This is a genomic window from Wolbachia endosymbiont of Wuchereria bancrofti, assembly GCF_002204235.2.
Lineage (GTDB): Bacteria > Pseudomonadota > Alphaproteobacteria > Rickettsiales > Anaplasmataceae > Wolbachia.
Genome location: NZ_NJBR02000092.1, coordinates 1 through 16,284, shown reverse-complemented (window position 1 = coordinate 16,284; position 16,284 = coordinate 1). Strand labels below are relative to the sequence as shown.

Sequence of the window (16,284 nt, the reverse complement as noted above, 5' to 3'; positions counted from 1 at the left end):
GAAGAAGTTAAAGAAAGAGCTGAAGCAACTAAAAAAGTAGTTGAAACAAAAACTAGGGGTTTAGTTACTAACACTCAACTAACAAATGTACTAGATACAAAAGCTGACACGACTTACGTTGATGAGAAGATTGAGCTATACAAACAAAACTAGATAGCCTGAGTGTCGATAAGCTCTAGTCTCCTATAGTTTTAGTTGGAAGTCAATAACCCACCAACTAGAGGTAGATTTTTTACCTCTTTCTTTTATTCAAGAATATAAAAACTACTGTGATTTGTCCCAAACTTCAACTATATCCTCATCAAAGTCTATTATCTCGGCTTTCTTGAATTGGTAGCAGTTGTTAATGGATTGAATTCCTAAATTTCCTATAAAAGGAATGGCGTCATTGCCTAGAATTTTACCACTACGGCAGATTATCAATCTGTCGATTAAATCATGCTTTAACAACTCTGTGGTTAATACTCTTCCACCTTCGACTAGTAATCTTGTTATGCCAATCTCTGAAACAAGTTTTAATGCCATGTCTTTTAGGCAAACTTTATCTGTACTATATTCCCCTTGATTCGATGTCATTCCAATATGTGAAGCTGGAATAGGTTTATCGTTTGAGTTGACTATTAGATAGTTAATATTTTTTATTTTTTTCTCTATTTTTTTATTTATTATTACCCAAGTCGTTACCTTATCTGCAGTCTTTACAACATTATGCTTTTCCTTCAATTTTTCCTGGCTGTCTATAATTAGTCTTATTGGTGATCTGTTTTCAAGTCCTGGTAATCTGCAAGTTAAGAGTGGATCATCATTAATGAGAGTATTACTGCCAATCATAATTGCATCATATTTTGCTCTGAGCTCGTGTACCCAATTTCTTGTGCTTCCACTTGTTATCCATTTGCTATCACCTTTAAATGTTGCAATTTTTCCATCAAGAGTTGTTGCGATTTTGCAAGCTATAAATGGTCTGTGTAATTTCCTGGTAGTGAAAAAGCCAATATTCAGTTTTTCTGCTTCCTCTTGCATAATCCCTTGTTTCACTGCAATTCCTGCTTCTTCTAAAGCTTTAACACCGCCACCTGAAACTCTTTTATCAGGGTCAATTGCTGCAATTACTACCTTTTTTATTCCTGATCTTATTATTTCTATAATGCAGGGTTCTGTAACCCCATAATGGCAGCATGGCTCAAGAGTGACATACATAGTTGCACCATGGGTTGAACCTTTAGCGCTTTGCAAAGCGGCTACTTCTGCATGTGGGCGCCCACCGATTCCTGTATGGCCCTCACCAACTACTACTCCATCTTTTACAATGACACACCCGACAGCAGGGTTTGGTGCAACATTCCCTAGAGTTTTTTCTGCAAGCTTTAATGCAATTGACATGAAATGGTTGTCAATCATTAGAAAGAAGTCATTTCGTATGAGGTATCAAAAATTCTTCTGTGCTCGTGTATAGCAAATCTATCTGTCATGCCCGAGATATAGTCGCATATTACTACCGAACGCTGGAATTTGTGAGCGAGCTTGCTCCACTCTATGGGCAATAACCTTGGATTTTCATAAAAACATTGAAAAAGTTCTTCTACTATACGTTTTGCCTTGTTCATTGTTCTGTTAAGTTTGTAACTTCTATATATTTTTTCCATGTTGAATTTCTTCACTTCTTTCGTGGCATTTGCAACTTCTGGTGAAAATGTGACTAGCATTTTATTTAGACTTCTTACGTCTTCTACACTTTTTATTTTGTAATCTTCAATATTCTTTTCCGTCTGAGAAACAACATCACTTATCATAATTCCTATGGTTCTACTCAATGATTCATGTATAAGTTTGTTCTGAGGTAATTCTGAATATCTACTTTCTACGTCTTTAAACGTTTTTCCAATTAAAGGGATATTAAGCAAATCTTCGATAGTTACTAAATTCGCTCTCAATTCATCATCAAGGTCATGAACACTGTAAGCAATATCATCGGCGATTGAGGCAACCTGTGCTTCAATACTTGAAAACTCTTCAAGTTTTAGATTATATTTTTCATTATATTCTAGTAATAGCTGATTATTTGTGTAAGATACTGCATTTCGACCAAGCAAGGGACCATTATGCTTTGCAACCCCTTCAACCACTTCCCAACTTAAATTCATGCCATCAAAATCAGCATGTTTTTGTTCAAGATAAGTTAGAATCCTTATAGCCTGAACATTATGGTCAAATTCATATTTCTCGTTATCAAGATTCAGATCTTGAACTGCTCTCTTTAGAGCGTTTTCGCCTGTATGGCCAAATGGAGGGTGACCGAGATCGTGTGCAAGCGCTATGCATTCAGTAATATCCTCATCTAAGCCGAGCCTACGTGCGATAGATCTTGCAATTTGTGCAACTTCAAGGCTATGGGTAAGCCGAGTGCGATAGTAGTCGTGCTCATAATTAATGAAAACTTGTGTCTTGTATTCCAATTTTCTAAACGCATTAGAATGAATAATGCGATCTCTATCACGCTGAAAACAGCTGCGGTTTTCATCTTCTTGCTCTCTAAAGTATCTTCCCCTTGTTTTGTTTGGAAAGCACGCGTAACTTAATAGAAAATTATTGTTTGACATGTAAAATTTCTACTATAATAAGTTATCAATAATAAAAGGTGGTGACTATGTCAACAGATTACAATATTAACTTAACTGACAGTGCATTAAAGAAAATCCACTCTCTTGTAGAGCAGGAAGAAGATAAGAGTTCTATTTTGCGAGTTGCAGTTTCAGGTGGTGGATGTTCTGGCTTCAAGTACAATTTTCTTATGGATCAAATAGATAAAAACCTATCTTTGAGTGATGATGATGATGATGATGAATTTGATGACGAAGATGATGATGATGATGAAAGCGAGGACTATAGAAGCCGTTCTAGCTTTAATAGAAAAAGCAAAGATATAGTAATTAATGATAAGGATGGAAATCCTGTATTAATGGTCGATAATTGTTCGGCAAAATTTTTAAATAACTCAATTATAGATTATACTGAAAACTTAAGTGGTTCTGGATTTCAAGTAAAGAATGCTCTTGCTAAGTCTCAGTGTGGATGTGGTAATAGCTTCTCAGTTTAATTATTACCAGAGTTTGAGTACCTCTTGAGTTTTTTTAACATGGGCGGTAATATAGCACTCGAGCTAACTTCTATAAGTAAGAGCTTCAAAAGAAATTCTGCTATTATAAAAGGTATCAATCTAAGTGTTGCAAAAGGGCAAGTAGTTGCATTAATTGGCAGTTCAGGGTCAGGAAAAACAACTATATTGCAAATTGCAGGCTTATTAGATAAACCAACTTCAGGAATAGTTACAATAGATGGAGTAAATTGCACACAAGCCAGTAATAAGCACAAAACCCACATGAGAAGGGGTTTTCTTAGCTTTATTTATCAATTTCACTATTTGTTACAAGAGTTATCGGTGTTGGAGAATGTTATTCTTCCTCAACTAATTGCAAGAAAAGGCAAAGCTGAAGCAATAAAAAATGCACAAGCAGTGTTAGAGAAATTTGGTCTGGAAAACAAAGCAAGCAGCATGATATCTGAGATTTCTGGCGGAGAAAGGCAAAGAGTTGCAATTGCAAGAAGTATCGTGAATTCTCCAAGACTTTTACTTGCGGATGAACCTACAGGAAATTTGGATCTAACAAATTCTTTGAATGTGTTTTTACTATTGTATTCGTACGTAAAGGAAAATAATAGCTCTATGCTTATAGTAACACATAGCCATCTTCTTGCAGAAAAGGCAGACTATATTCTACAATTAAAAGATGGATCGTTAGTAAAATTATAAATAGGTAGAATCTATTTAGCTACTAACTTGTGCTTACCCAGCCAGTGATCATTGACAGAGTATAATTTACACGAAGTGCTTTCATTGCCTTTTATACACGGGCTTTTTAACTTGCGTGGCTTAGGACAACCCCCTTGTAGGGCAAAAGTAACTAAAATACATAACAATAATTTCTTAAACATGACCAAACCTTTCTCTGATTAAGCGTACTCTTTTATTCTTATCTCTTTTTTAACCATTTGAGAAGAGATAGCTGCACTATTCAAGCGCAATTTTACATAATTGTCTATAATTTGAGTCACCTCCTCTTCTTTATCTCTTAAGAAGTGGTTAGTGTCGCCTATAATATGGTACTCCATGTGATCGCTTTTTACTGAGTTTATTAGCCTGTTTGCTAATTCTGTTACATCACTTTCTTCTGAAATTGTGTCATTACTGCTTTGTATGATAAGCCCAGGAACTGGACAGGGGGAGAGAAAAGAGAAATCATACTTTGTTGCTGGAAGGGAAAGAGCAATAAAGCCTACTATTTCAGGTCTGCGCATTGTCAGTTGCATAGCTACCCATGCTCCAAAGGAAAAACCAACGATCCAAATTGGAACATTACTAGGGTTGTGTTCTTGAAGCCAATCAATGGCTATTGCGGCGTCAGTTAACTCTCCTATACCCTTATCGAAGGTTCCGGTGGATTTTCCAACACCACGGAAGTTAATTTTCAATGCAGAAAAATTGTTATCTATGAAAGATGTGTATATACTATGTATCATTTTACTATCCATACTGCCCCCATATTGAGGGTGATGATGTAAAATTAACACAACTGGTGCGTTGGTCTCTTTGCTCTGGTGGTACTCACCTTCTATTTTTTTTGTTGCATTATTTAAAAAAACTTCTACCACGGCAGCTCCTAATGAAAACCTGTTAACAGACATATAAATTGTGCATATATTAACTATGTATTAATTTTACTGTTTTTGCAACAAGCTTTTACCGTGTTAAAGCTAATATATAGTTAATAGTAGGCTAATTAAGTGGCAAATGAACATTTGAATCTATTTTCTTTAGAAAATAGTGATTATATATACGCCGACTATAATGCAACTTTTCCAGTTAGTGACAATGTAAAAGAGAGCATACTTGAAGTCCTATCAAAACAGGTTTTGAATCCTTCATCGTTACATAGAAAGGGGCAAGAAGCAAGAAGGATTCTTCAGGATGCAAGGGATAACATTCGTAGTGCTATTGGCGTTCCAAGTAATAAAGAAATAGTTTTTACGTCTGGTGCAACTGAAGCAAATAGTCTTGTTATGAAAGGGATAGCAGGCTTTCAACATGTGATTTCAGCTGTAGAACATCCCTCAATTCTTAATTCTGCATGCAATCCACATATAATACCCGTCAATCAGGGGGGTATTGTCGATCTTTTGGCGCTAGAAAGAATTCTAAGCGAACTTAAAGGGAATAGAGTAATAGTTTCGGTTATGATGGCCAATAACGAAACTGGAGTTGTTCAGCCTGTTAAAGAAATAGCTGAAATAGCACATAAATTCGAGACAATCTATCACACTGATGCTGCTCAAAGTGTTGGAAAAATTAAGGTTAATATGGAAGATTTAGGAATGGATTTACTAACTTTATCTGCCCACAAATTTGGCGGTATAGCGGGCAGCGGAGTTTTAATATTTAATAAAGACCTTGTGATAGAACCTATCATAGTAGGTGGTGGACAAGAAAAAGGATTGCGTGGTGGCACAGAAAATATTGTTGCAATTGCAGGTCTTTCTGCTGCATTGCAAAGTATTTCAAATCTCCTATCAAAAATGGATGAAATAAAGGAGCTACGTGATCAATTGGAGTGTGAGTTATTGAATCTTGCCAGTGGCATCAAAATCTTTGGCAAAAACTCCAAAAGACTGCCAAATACGAGCCTTATTTATATGCCAGGAGTGAAAAGTGATGTGCAGCTCATGCACTTTGACTTAAATAACATTGCTGTTAGCAATGGCTCTGCATGTTCTTCTGGAAAAGTTGAGCCTTCCCATGTTTTGCTTGCAATGGGGGCAACAAGAGAACAAGCAGAGTGTTCAATTAGAGTTAGTATAGGTCCGCAAACCAAGCCACAAGACATAAGAAAAATAGTGGATTGTTGGTATAATATTTACGAGAAGAATATCTTGGGCAAGTAGTTGACTGGCATAAAAACTACTTGACAAACCTCGCCAGCTCCATAGCACTGAAGGTACTCAGTTATCTTCATCTGTGCAGATTGAATGACGAAGTATCACGTAGTTGGCACCTTATGTTTAATTTTTTGTACTATATGCATCTTATGTCTTCACACAACATCTCTAGGTTTTTACCTATATAAGTTGAAACTCGCTTATAAAGCGTTTAAGACTCAAAAAACGTCAATACAGAAAATAGATAGTGACTAGGGTTCCTTTTACCTTTTTTTATCTAGTAAATTTCTTAAATATTTTGTAGCTACCGTCACCCCGCTGCTTGCTAGCAGAATTTAGAGATACCACAAATGAATCGCAGTACGATGAACTGCGCCCAGCACGTGGCGCTGGAGTCTAGACTTTCCGCAACCTAGTCAAGAACGTTATTTCAACATAGAATTAGCTTATATCTTAAAAAAAGCATCTAATGCTTTAAGCGTGAACATTAGATGAAGGTATAGTTGAAATTTGGAATAATTTACTATGAATTTTATATGCTGAGGCGAAAGGAAAGAGGTAGAGATGCCTCCACCTCCTATTCCATTTAGCTTATGCGCCTGTTTTTGCTCGAAACTTGCTTTCAAATATTCTCATAACTTCAGGATATTGTAAGAGAGTAGGTAACACTTCTTTAACTTTTTCTTGAAGATCACTTGAATTCAGTTTTGCATTTAATTCAGCGTCAACGTAATCCTTGTCAGCTTTTGCATCTAGTGTAGCTGCATCAGCCTTTTTATCTAGCTCAGTTTTAGTAGCTAAATCTTTAGTTTTTTCTTCAACTACTTTTTGAGCTGCTGTTTCAGCCTGACTTGCTATATTAGCCTTATTTACAGCCTGAGTAACTTGATCTGCTATACTAGCACCAGCTACAGCATTGTTTACAGCCTGGGTAACTTGGTCCACTATTTTTGCATCAGCTATAGCTTGTTTAACTGCTCCTTTAGCTTCTTCACTCTTATACATTTGCTGATATGAAGAATAAGCCTGTACAGCAAAATATATAGCTGCAATGAATAGAGCTGCAATTCCAACAGGACTAGCAACAGACATTAAAAATGCAGGCCCAACAATTACACTATTAGCAATTAATATTGTTGTTATTGCTGCTGCTAAAGATGCAAGTGCAACTGTACCTTCAATACTCATTTTTGTTATAAGTGCTATGTCTTCCTTTTTCCATATGTTTAGTTCTGCAGTCATAATAACTTCCTCCTAATTAAAATTAACAAAAATTTAATTATATATTAAAACACATACTAGTCAAGCTTTATTTATAATAATTTAATATAATTATATCTCTAGCTACTTCCTACATAGTCATTAATTGTATATAATTGATATATGACATACGGTTGGGCTGAATCTTGACAAACCAACAGGAATTAGTTCTACACAAGCTGCAGCCCAGGTTAAAAAGACTTTTGGAATTAAAAAAGCTGGTCACTTAGGAACACTTAATCCTTTAGCTTCATGTGTGTTGCCAATTACTCTTGGTAAAGCAACAAAAACTATACCGTATTTATCCTGCAATTCAAAGGTACACAATTTCACAATAAAATAGGGAGAGTAAAGAACCACAGATGATTTAGAAGGTAATATTATTAAAGCTAGCAACATAAAACCCAAATATAATCAAATAAATAGTGCAATCAAGAATTTTGTTAGTGAGATAACACAGAGTCCCTCTTAATTTTCAGCAATAAAAATCAACGGAACAAGGACATATAGATTAGCAAGAGAAGTGGGCAAAAAGTAAATATAAAACCCCGCTAAGCGCAAATATACGAACTAAAATTGATTTCTGCTGACACTAAATAATAGTGCTAATTTTTATGACATGTGGTAGTGGCGTATATATGAGGTCAATTGCTTGGGATCTTGGAATTGCATTAAATTGTTCTGGACACATTACAAAATTAAGAAGAACTATGGTAGATCATTTTAGAGAAATCGAATCAGTAACAATTGAACAACTTATTGAAAAATTCGCTTTTTAGCATCATTCCAGCGCGTGACGCTGGAATCCAGAAAAAAAAGAAGAATGGATTATATTGTCAACCACTGGGATGACAGAAGGTGATGGAGCGATAGTGAGCAATACAAAAAGTTTCGTCATCCCTATTGAATCAGCTTTAAAAGCAATGTTTAAAATTGAAATTTCCGCAAGAAGAGGCAAAGAAAATCAGAAAAGGTCAGAAAATCATATTAAACAACTTGCGTAATTTAAAAAATTATGATATTTATTATACAATAGTGGGTAATATACCCATTGTAATCTGCAGCTTTATTTATGGTTGTGTAAAGCCTATTCGTGTTTTTAATATTTTGAAATGAGGTTTAGATGTCAATAACATCCGAAAAGAAAAAGAATTTAATAAACACTTACGCAATTAAAGAAGATGACACAGGCTCATCCTTTGTACAATGCGCAATTTTAACCGAGAGAATCAGTAACTTAACTGAGCACTTTAAGGTGCACAAGCATGACCATCATTCTAAGCGTGGTTTACTTATATTAATAGGTAGAAGACGCAAGCACTTAAATTATATAAAGCGTAAATTTGGTGACGAGGCCTACCAGCAATTAATAGAGAAGTTAGGCATCAGAAAATAATCGAGGAATTTTGTATGTTTGAAATTATAAAGAAATCTATAGAATGGGGTGGTCGTACCTTATCTTTAGAAACAGGGAAAATAGCACGTCAAGCTGATGGCTCAGTTGTTGTAAATTATGGTGACACTTCTATTTTAGTAACTGTTGTACGTAAAAAGAAGGAAGAAATCGTTGATTTCTTGCCTTTAAATGTACAATTTATCGCAAAAAGCTATGCTATGGGTAGGATTCCTGGTGGCTTTTTCAAAAGAGAAGGCAAGCCATCTGATAGAGAAACCTTGATTTCAAGAGTAATAGATAGAAGTATAAGACCACTATTTCTAGAAGGGTTCCATGATGAAATCAGTATAGTATGCAATTTATTAACTTATGATACGGTTAACCCTCCTGAAGTGCCAGCATTGATTGGTGCTGTTGCAGCTCTCGCAATCTCCGGTGTTCCTTTTCACTTTATTATAGCTGGAGTTTTAGTTGGATGTGATGGAAATAATAACTATATATTCAACCCTTCTGTTCAAGAGATGAAAGTCAGCAGTTTAGATCTGTTTTTATCTGGTGATGAGCATTCAATTTTGATGGTTGAATCAGAGGCGAAAGAGCTTCCTGAAGAAAATGTTTTGAACGCAATAAAATTCGGCCATGAACACCTTCAACCTGTTATTAAGCTCATAAAAGAGTTTGCTGATACAATTGGCAATAAACCCGATAGTTTCGCTCCTATCGACATATCAGACATAATGCAAGATCTTGAAAAGCACAGTAAAGATTTTGAAGAAGCATATTCACAAACAGTAAAACAAGAGCGAGCTCAAACTTTAGAAACGATCAGAAATAATATATTGAATACTCTCAAGGAAGCTGGAAAAGATGAGAAATTAATTACACAAGCGGTAAAAAACTTTGAAAGGTCTTTACTGCGTAAAATAATTAGAGAGAAAGGTACAAGGATAGATGGTCGTAAGTACGATGAAATACGTCGAATAGAAGTTGAAGTTGATATTCTATCTAGAACTCATGGGTCTGCACTATTTACAAGAGGTAGTACTCAGGCATTGGTTGTTACTGCTCTTGGTACTACACAAGATGAACAAATTGTAGATGACATTGAAGGGGATAGACGTGAACATTTTATGTTACATTATAATTTTCCTTCATTTGCCGTTGGAGATGCTTCTGCCATACGTGCACCAGGAAGAAGAGAAATCGGTCATGGTAAACTTGCTTGGAAAGCAATTCATCCTGTTTTACCTGATAAATCTGAATTTCCTTATACAATAAGAGTAGTGTCTGAAATCATGGAATCAGACGGTTCTTCTTCTATGGCAACAGTTTGTGGAACTTCCCTTGCGTTAATGGATACAGGCGTACCAATAAAGTCTCCTGTCGCTGGAATTGCCATGGGCCTCATTAAAGATAAAAACGAGTATGTAATACTTTCCGACATATTAGGTGATGAAGATTATCTTGGTGACATGGATTTTAAAGTAGCAGGAACCAGTGAAGGAATCACGGCGCTACAAATGGACATGAAAATTTCCGGTATAAGTTTTGAAATTGTTGAAAAATCTTTAGAACAAGCAAAAGCTGGAAGATTACATATCTTAGAAAAAATGAATTCAGTGATTTCAGAACATAGTGATGACGTGAAAGGTCATGCGCCAAGAATGGTATCATTTTACATAGATAAAGATAAAATTTCTGCAGCTATTGGTGCTAAAGGGAAAAATATACGCAGTGTATGTGAAAGAAGTAATGCAAAAATCGAAATAGGAGATGACGGTAAAGTTTCTGTATTTGCTATGAGTAGAGCTGAAGCTGAAATTGCAAAAAATATGATGATTGACTCAATCACAGAATTAGAGCAAGGCGCTATAGTTGATGTTAAGGTTGTAAAAATAGATAAGTCTATTGTAGAACTTGAGCTTCTCAATGGAAGAAAAGGAAAAATGCACATAAGTGAAGTAGCCAATCAGCACATAGAGTCTATTGAGAGCATACTTAAACAGGGTGACACTTTTAAAGCATTGGTGATTGATTTTGAAAAAGGTGGGTGCCCAAAACTGTCAAGACGCCGCGTTGATCAAGAAACAGGTGATTTTTTTGAAGGCGAGCTTTACAACGAAGAAAAGAAAGATGGTTCAAACGACAGAGATTATTATAATAGCCCATTTAATAGAAAATCTGGGCACCGTAAGAGGTCTGTTCATTCTCGTTATAGCTTCAGTAATAGGAATAATAGACCAAAATTTGGTAATGATGACTCATCATCAAGTTTTTATTAAGAGTAGACTTTTTGCACTGTTTCCTATTGTTCCAGTACACCGGCATTGGATCTAGAATTAAAGTGTTTGTGAACTATGCAATAGCAAAATAATGTTCATAAGCTGGATTCCAGCGTCACGCGCTGGAATGATATCTTTACACTGAACACCTTACATTGACTCCACCGCAATTTCAAATTCTCAATAAATTCAATTTTTTTTTAACAAACAGGAGGAAAACATAAGTCTTAATATTTTTCAAAGAAGAAAAACACATAGTAGAAATTTAAGTCAAGAGCAGTATCAACACCTGAAAGAACAGATAAACTGTCATTATTCAGGTTCCATAAACGCTGGAAGATCAATATTGCTTGAAGGAGGCTTGAATAGAGGAGATGAGTCTGACACCTAGGAATATGGATTTTATTGAATCCAAACACAGCTTAGCTTGCGATGTTGCTTTGGCTTTTGGTGTTCCACCATAGCTGCTTAGTATACCAGATGATAACACTTACAGCAATTTGATCGAAGCCGCCTATCCCTCTGGGAATAGACAGTTTTACCGACACTAGAGAATGTTGTCTGTCACCTAAATTCTTGCCTAACACTGAAATTTGGCGAGGACTACACTTGTCATACGACAAAGATGCAATAGAGATCTCATAGAAAAAAGACAAAAGTTGTGGAAATATGTAGAAAACGCAAGCTTCATGATGCTCAACGAAAAAAGGGAAGCATTTGGCTTACCACCACTGCCGGGTGGTGATAGATTAAGGGCTTTACACCACTCTTCAAAGGAAGTCAACTATCATGGAAACATGTATTGGACAGCAATCTTGACAATCTAAACACTAAACAACACCAAGCAGTTACCCAGAGACTTTTAACCAAAGCAATGCAGATAGGCCTCAGTGGACCTATGTGCAAAGTGTACTAACATTTAGTTAGCCATTTTCATTTTGAAAACACACTAAGGATTTTATCTATTATTCCACCTACATTTGCTTCAGATTGGGTATACTCTATCTTACCACCATTTAAAATTAGTTTTATGCCTGATCCAGGTGATATATTAACAAACTTACTACCAACAACTCCACTGCTAGTGATTAGAGCCGAGCTATCAATTGGCAATTTTATGTCTTTACTTATGCACATATCAACTCGCGCCACATAGGTAGCTTTATCAAGTGATATACCAGTTATACTTCCAATATTTACACCAGAAATCTTGACACTATCACCAACTTCTATACCGTTGGCGTTAGAAAAAAAGCCGTATATTTTATAGCAACCTTTATAGCTTCTTTTTATGTCAGACAGCTTATTTATAGCAAAGAAAGCCAGAAAAATAGTAAAGACTAATACAAACAATCCGGCAGTTATTTCAAGTATGTTTGACCTTTGCATCTTTAGTTATTAGGATTCCATTTTTCATAATAATTCTTTACTTTTTGGTTTGGGTAATATGCATCCTTTGTACCCGTTAAATTGGGGATACGCTTTATTTTTCTTTTTTTACTATTAACTGGCACTGCATCATCAGTGTAGTGAAGCCATATATGCCATTCAGGTGATAACATTGTGGGTTCAGAGATATTGCTATACATAACCCACCTTTTTCCTTCACTTGATTCATAGTAAGAATTTCCATTTTCATCTTTCCCTACAAAACTACTTTCCTTTTGTAACAGGCGATTTATTGCATTACAAATTTTAGATAACATAAGGGTATTAAAACAAAAAGTATTATATATACTAATACTTTAACAGCTTATTAACAACAACTTAATGCAATTACCAATTTTACAAGTTATTATACCAATAATTGCATCGATGCTTTGTTTTTTTACTAGAAAACACAAAGTGTCCTGGTTTATTTCTTTTACTACAACAATATTCACCCTTTTTATTTCATCGGTGCTGCTCATAAAAACATACAACGGTGAAACTATAACTTATCACCTTGGAAATTGGGCTCCTCCATATGGAATAGAGTTAAGAATCGACGTGTTAAATTCCTTAATTCTAACTCTAGTAAACTTTGTAGCGCTGATAAGTGTGCTCTATAGCTTTTATATTAATGAAAAAGAGATTAGCAAAAACAAAATCACAGGTCTTTATTCCTTGTTTCTATTGTGCTTAAGTGGACTACTTGGAATTTTAGTAACAAACGATATATTCAATCTCTATGTTTTTCTGGAAATTTCATCTCTTTCGTCCTACGTGCTAGTTTCAATGGGAAAGGATAAAAAAGCCCTGGTTGCAGCATTTGAATATCTGATTAGCGGAACAATAGGTGCAACATTTTACTTACTTGGTATCGGGCTTTTGTATTCCACGACAGGAACGCTCAATATGTCTGACATGGCTGAAAGAATAGTGCCGTTATATAATAATAACATCGTAAAGCTTGGTACATTGTTTATTTTTGTTGGTCTCTCAAACAAGATGGCACTATTTCCACTAAGCAGGTGGTTAGTTAACTCATACAGTGAGGCACCAAGTTTCGTTAGCATATTCTTTTCAGGTACAGTGACCAAAGTGATGATATATGTTTTTATCAGAATCTTTTATACTGTCTTCCATCAAAACTTCTTCTTGCTCAAATTGCCATTGAGCAATGTGATAATCATCCTTGCACTTTGCGCTATCGTATTTGGGTCAATTTTTGCAATAACTGCAAAAGATATGAGAAGACTATTTGCTCACTCTAGTGTTAGCCAAATTGGTTATATAATCCTAGTACTGAGCCTAAACTCAAAAATAGCTTTATCTGCAGCAATTCTCCACATAATAAATCACAGTATAATAAAAACATCTTTATTTATGGTTGCAGGATGTATTTCTTATAAATTTGGCACGACAAAAATAGAGAACTTATCAGGGCTCAAGAAATCAATGCCTTATATAGCTTTCGCGTTTACTCTACTCAGCCTAGCACTAGTCGGTGTACCTTTAACAAATGGTTTTATAAGCAAGTGGTATATAATAAACGTAATTATTGAATCTCATGCACGGATTTCTCTTATAGTTTTTGTTGTCGGTTCTTTCCTTGCATTGATATATACGTGGAAGGCAGTTGAGAAAATGTATTTCGAAAGTGATGCAGTGTCATGCATTGAAATGACATCGGGCAAAACCAATGATGTACCATTTCCTATGCTTTTCTGTCCACTATTTATGGCAGCTTTAACGTTAGTAGTTGGAGTATATAGTAATCCAATTCGGCTAATAGTTGAAAAGCTGGTTTTTTAATCTTCATTTTTTTCATATTTTACTATACTTCAAGGTCATAAGATTTTTGTTGTGGATAGACTAAAGAAAATTCACTGGTTATTAGTCATTAATGTAATAGCTCTGTTTTGCATTGGTATAGTTGTTCAATATTCTTCTGCTGGAGGAAAGTGGGCGCCATTTGCAATTCACCAGCTAGTCATATTTTCCTTCTTCTTTTTACTAGCTATAGCTATGTCATTCATAGAGCTAGATTTCTATTTGAAGTACGCTTATTTTTTTTATATAGCAGCAGTGATTTCGCTGCTAGTAGTAAACTTTTTTGGCTTGCACACAATGGGTGCGACAAGGTGGATAAGAATTGGACTAATTAGTTTGCAACCATCAGAATTTGCAAAAGTTGGTTTAATACTTGCCCTTGCTCGTTATTTTAATAAGCAAAGTGTGTATAAAATGATGGAATTCCAAAGGCTGCTTAAAGCACTGATATTTATTTTCTTACCCGTATTCTTGGTATTAAAGCAACCTAACTTAGGCACAGCTGTGATAATGTTATTCATAGGGGCATCAATTATATTCACAGCAATAATAAAAAGAGCTCATTTTATAATCTATGGAATAATTAGTATTCTTGTAATACCGGCTATTTGGCCTTCTTTACGTTCTTACCACAAGCAAAGGATATTATCATTTCTGGATTCGTCAGTGGATCCGCTTGGAATAGGTTATAATGCACAGCAATCTCAAATAGCCATTGGTTCAGGAGGTTTATTTGGTAAGAGTTTTGTTAGCGGAAGTCAAACTCAACTTGGATTTTTGCCAGAAAAGCATACAGATTTTGCTTTTGCAGTGCTTAGCGAGGAATGGGGGTTTTTAGGTAGTATGACTTTGATTGTACTCTATACAACATTACTTGCTATAATATTCTCTATTGCTTATAGGTCAAAAAACTATTTTTCTAAGTTAGTATCTATTGGAATTTTTGCTTTTTTTGGCGCTCACTTCTTTATAAATATCGGAATGACAATAGGTCTTTTACCTGTAATAGGAGATCCATTGCCATTCTTATCTTATGGAGGAAGTACAACTGCTGCAAGCTTAATATGTATAGGGTTATTACTCAGTTCTGTAGCATCTGTGAAGGACTTAAAACTAAAACTTTCAATTTCATCTATAGAAAGGCCTGTAGTCTGAGATATGATATCATTGATACACCTGCTTTAAGTAGATTCTTTACTACTTCAATTTTTCCTTCCTCCTTACTCTTTTCCTCACCAATTTTTAACCTTAATCTCTAGCATCATCAAGCTTCTGTGCAAGAATAGCTTTTTCATCTCGAATACGCTTTATCTCTTGCTCATAAGCTATGAATTCTTTTTCTGACTAATTAAATTTATTTAGTTCTTCATATACTTTCTTGATTATTATATCACTTCCTATTATTCTTTCCAACTCCCTTTTACTGATTTCCTCTGCATACTTGAAAAAGTAGACCCACTTTTCGGCTATACTTTCTAGTTAATTTTCCTTCGTTTTGGGGAATTTTGGCAATTTAACAAATGTAAAATAAAAATCTTTCAAATCATGCTCATTAGTCCTTTTATCTTTGATAGTATGCTTTGATTTATACTCAGACTTATTAGAATAGGATACAATCTGCTATAACAATAAAGATAAATTTTTTTAAGATCTTGGTAATTGGTTGCCTTTATCAGCTTATCTCGAATAGGCCCTAGCAGCTTAGTATTGGGCACGTTTTTCAAAGCCTTTAGTTTTAGCAACTTACATTTTGACAACTACTTGCACCTCATTTTCATCTCTACAAGTACACCAACAATACTTTGCTTTTTAGAGCAATCTCAGCATCTATTATAGTGCTTAAAGCACTCTATGTTCTTTATTTAACTTTTGCCAGTAAAGACTAGGATATCATTGAGAAAGTGAATGAGAATATCCTTATTTTTTTCAGTACCAAATATACGTTAAAAGGCTACATCATTTTTTGGGTCGAGAAATTTAGAAAAAGCCATAACAAATACAATCAAGAGGTGTTAATAATTATATATTACTCTATATAAGTTTCAACTTTCTTATGTTTTAAATTGTTGTCTCACAATTCTTTCCAGAAAATAAGATGTG

The 16,284-nt window shown here is 35.0% G+C and carries 13 protein-coding genes and 3 pseudogenes; 9 read left to right on the top strand and 7 right to left on the bottom strand.

Annotation, left to right across the window (positions count from 1 at the left end; translation table 11 throughout):
* Window positions 1–264 precede the first annotated feature (264 nt).
* Window positions 265–1,401: a bifunctional diaminohydroxyphosphoribosylaminopyrimidine deaminase/5-amino-6-(5-phosphoribosylamino)uracil reductase RibD gene (ribD, locus tag CCY16_RS04670; RefSeq protein WP_088415325.1), complete on the bottom strand. Its 1,137-nt coding sequence runs from the start codon at window positions 1,399–1,401 to the stop codon at window positions 265–267.
* A complete protein-coding gene (locus CCY16_RS04665; protein ID WP_088415323.1) occupies window positions 1,401–2,600 on the bottom strand; it encodes a deoxyguanosinetriphosphate triphosphohydrolase in 1,200 nt (399 codons plus the stop codon). The genes ribD and CCY16_RS04665 overlap by 1 nt, the downstream gene beginning before the upstream one ends.
* Before the next feature lie 47 nt (window positions 2,601–2,647).
* Here CCY16_RS04665 and CCY16_RS04660 point away from each other — a divergent pair, with 47 nt between their 5' ends.
* Together CCY16_RS04660 and CCY16_RS04655 are read left to right on the top strand one after the other, a co-directional pair.
* Window positions 2,648–3,097, top strand: a complete 450-nt coding sequence (locus tag CCY16_RS04660) for a HesB/IscA family protein (RefSeq protein ID WP_088415321.1) — start codon at window positions 2,648–2,650, stop codon at window positions 3,095–3,097.
* Window positions 3,098–3,136: 39 nt separating this feature from the next.
* Window positions 3,137–3,811 (top strand): ABC transporter ATP-binding protein, encoded by a 675-nt coding sequence (locus CCY16_RS04655; protein ID WP_088415319.1) that lies wholly within the window; start codon window positions 3,137–3,139, stop codon window positions 3,809–3,811.
* A 200-nt stretch (window positions 3,812–4,011) separates the two neighbouring features.
* On the opposite strand, the gene CCY16_RS04645 is transcribed toward CCY16_RS04655, so the two are convergent.
* A complete protein-coding gene (locus tag CCY16_RS04645; RefSeq protein WP_011256224.1) occupies window positions 4,012–4,710 on the bottom strand; it encodes an alpha/beta hydrolase in 699 nt (232 codons plus the stop codon).
* Between the two features lie 132 nt (window positions 4,711–4,842).
* Between CCY16_RS04645 and CCY16_RS04640 the strand changes: the two genes are divergently transcribed.
* Complete coding sequence (locus CCY16_RS04640; RefSeq protein WP_179946082.1) at window positions 4,843–5,997, top strand: cysteine desulfurase family protein; 1,155 nt, start codon at window positions 4,843–4,845, stop codon at window positions 5,995–5,997.
* 585 nt (window positions 5,998–6,582) lie between these two features.
* Here the strand turns inward: CCY16_RS04640 and CCY16_RS06535 are convergent.
* Window positions 6,583–7,233, bottom strand: a complete 651-nt coding sequence (locus tag CCY16_RS06535; RefSeq protein ID WP_245800811.1) for a hypothetical protein — start codon at window positions 7,231–7,233, stop codon at window positions 6,583–6,585.
* Window positions 7,234–7,374: 141 nt separating this feature from the next.
* Between CCY16_RS06535 and truB the strand changes: the two are divergent.
* From truB to CCY16_RS04615, 4 genes and pseudogenes are all read left to right on the top strand, one after another.
* Window positions 7,375–8,367: pseudogene (gene truB / locus CCY16_RS07060) on the top strand (tRNA pseudouridine(55) synthase TruB).
* A gap of 7 nt (window positions 8,368–8,374) precedes the next feature.
* A complete protein-coding gene (gene rpsO / locus CCY16_RS04625; RefSeq protein ID WP_011256222.1) occupies window positions 8,375–8,647 on the top strand; it encodes a 30S ribosomal protein S15 in 273 nt (90 codons plus the stop codon).
* A gap of 14 nt (window positions 8,648–8,661) precedes the next feature.
* Window positions 8,662–10,929: a polyribonucleotide nucleotidyltransferase gene (gene pnp / locus CCY16_RS04620; protein WP_179946081.1), complete on the top strand. Its 2,268-nt coding sequence runs from the start codon at window positions 8,662–8,664 to the stop codon at window positions 10,927–10,929.
* 262 nt (window positions 10,930–11,191) lie between these two features.
* Window positions 11,192–11,756: pseudogene (locus CCY16_RS04615) on the top strand (phage portal protein); the annotation flags it as partial.
* A gap of 106 nt (window positions 11,757–11,862) precedes the next feature.
* On the opposite strand, the gene mlaD reads toward CCY16_RS04615, so the two are convergent.
* Entirely contained in the window at window positions 11,863–12,318 is a 456-nt protein-coding gene (gene mlaD, locus CCY16_RS04610; protein ID WP_088415315.1) for an outer membrane lipid asymmetry maintenance protein MlaD, read from the bottom strand.
* A 2-nt stretch (window positions 12,319–12,320) separates the two neighbouring features.
* Complete coding sequence (locus tag CCY16_RS04605; RefSeq protein WP_088415313.1) at window positions 12,321–12,635, bottom strand: NADH-ubiquinone oxidoreductase subunit NDUFA12 family protein; 315 nt, start codon at window positions 12,633–12,635, stop codon at window positions 12,321–12,323.
* 64 nt (window positions 12,636–12,699) lie between these two features.
* On the opposite strand from CCY16_RS04605, the gene CCY16_RS04600 reads away from it, so the two are divergent.
* The gene (locus CCY16_RS04600; protein ID WP_088415311.1) at window positions 12,700–14,166 is read left to right on the top strand and encodes a proton-conducting transporter transmembrane domain-containing protein; all 1,467 of its coding nucleotides are present in this window, start codon (window positions 12,700–12,702) and stop codon (window positions 14,164–14,166) included.
* Window positions 14,167–14,217: 51 nt separating this feature from the next.
* Window positions 14,218–15,339 carry a rod shape-determining protein RodA gene (gene rodA, locus CCY16_RS04595; protein ID WP_088415309.1) on the top strand — a complete coding sequence of 374 codons (1,122 nt, stop codon included), beginning with the start codon at window positions 14,218–14,220 and terminating at the stop codon, window positions 15,337–15,339.
* Here rodA and CCY16_RS06515 read toward each other — a convergent pair.
* Window positions 15,306–16,124, bottom strand: a pseudogene (locus CCY16_RS06515) (Rpn family recombination-promoting nuclease/putative transposase); the annotation flags it as partial. The gene rodA and the pseudogene CCY16_RS06515 sit on opposite strands and share 34 nt — an antisense overlap.
* Window positions 16,125–16,284: the final 160 nt, after the last annotated feature.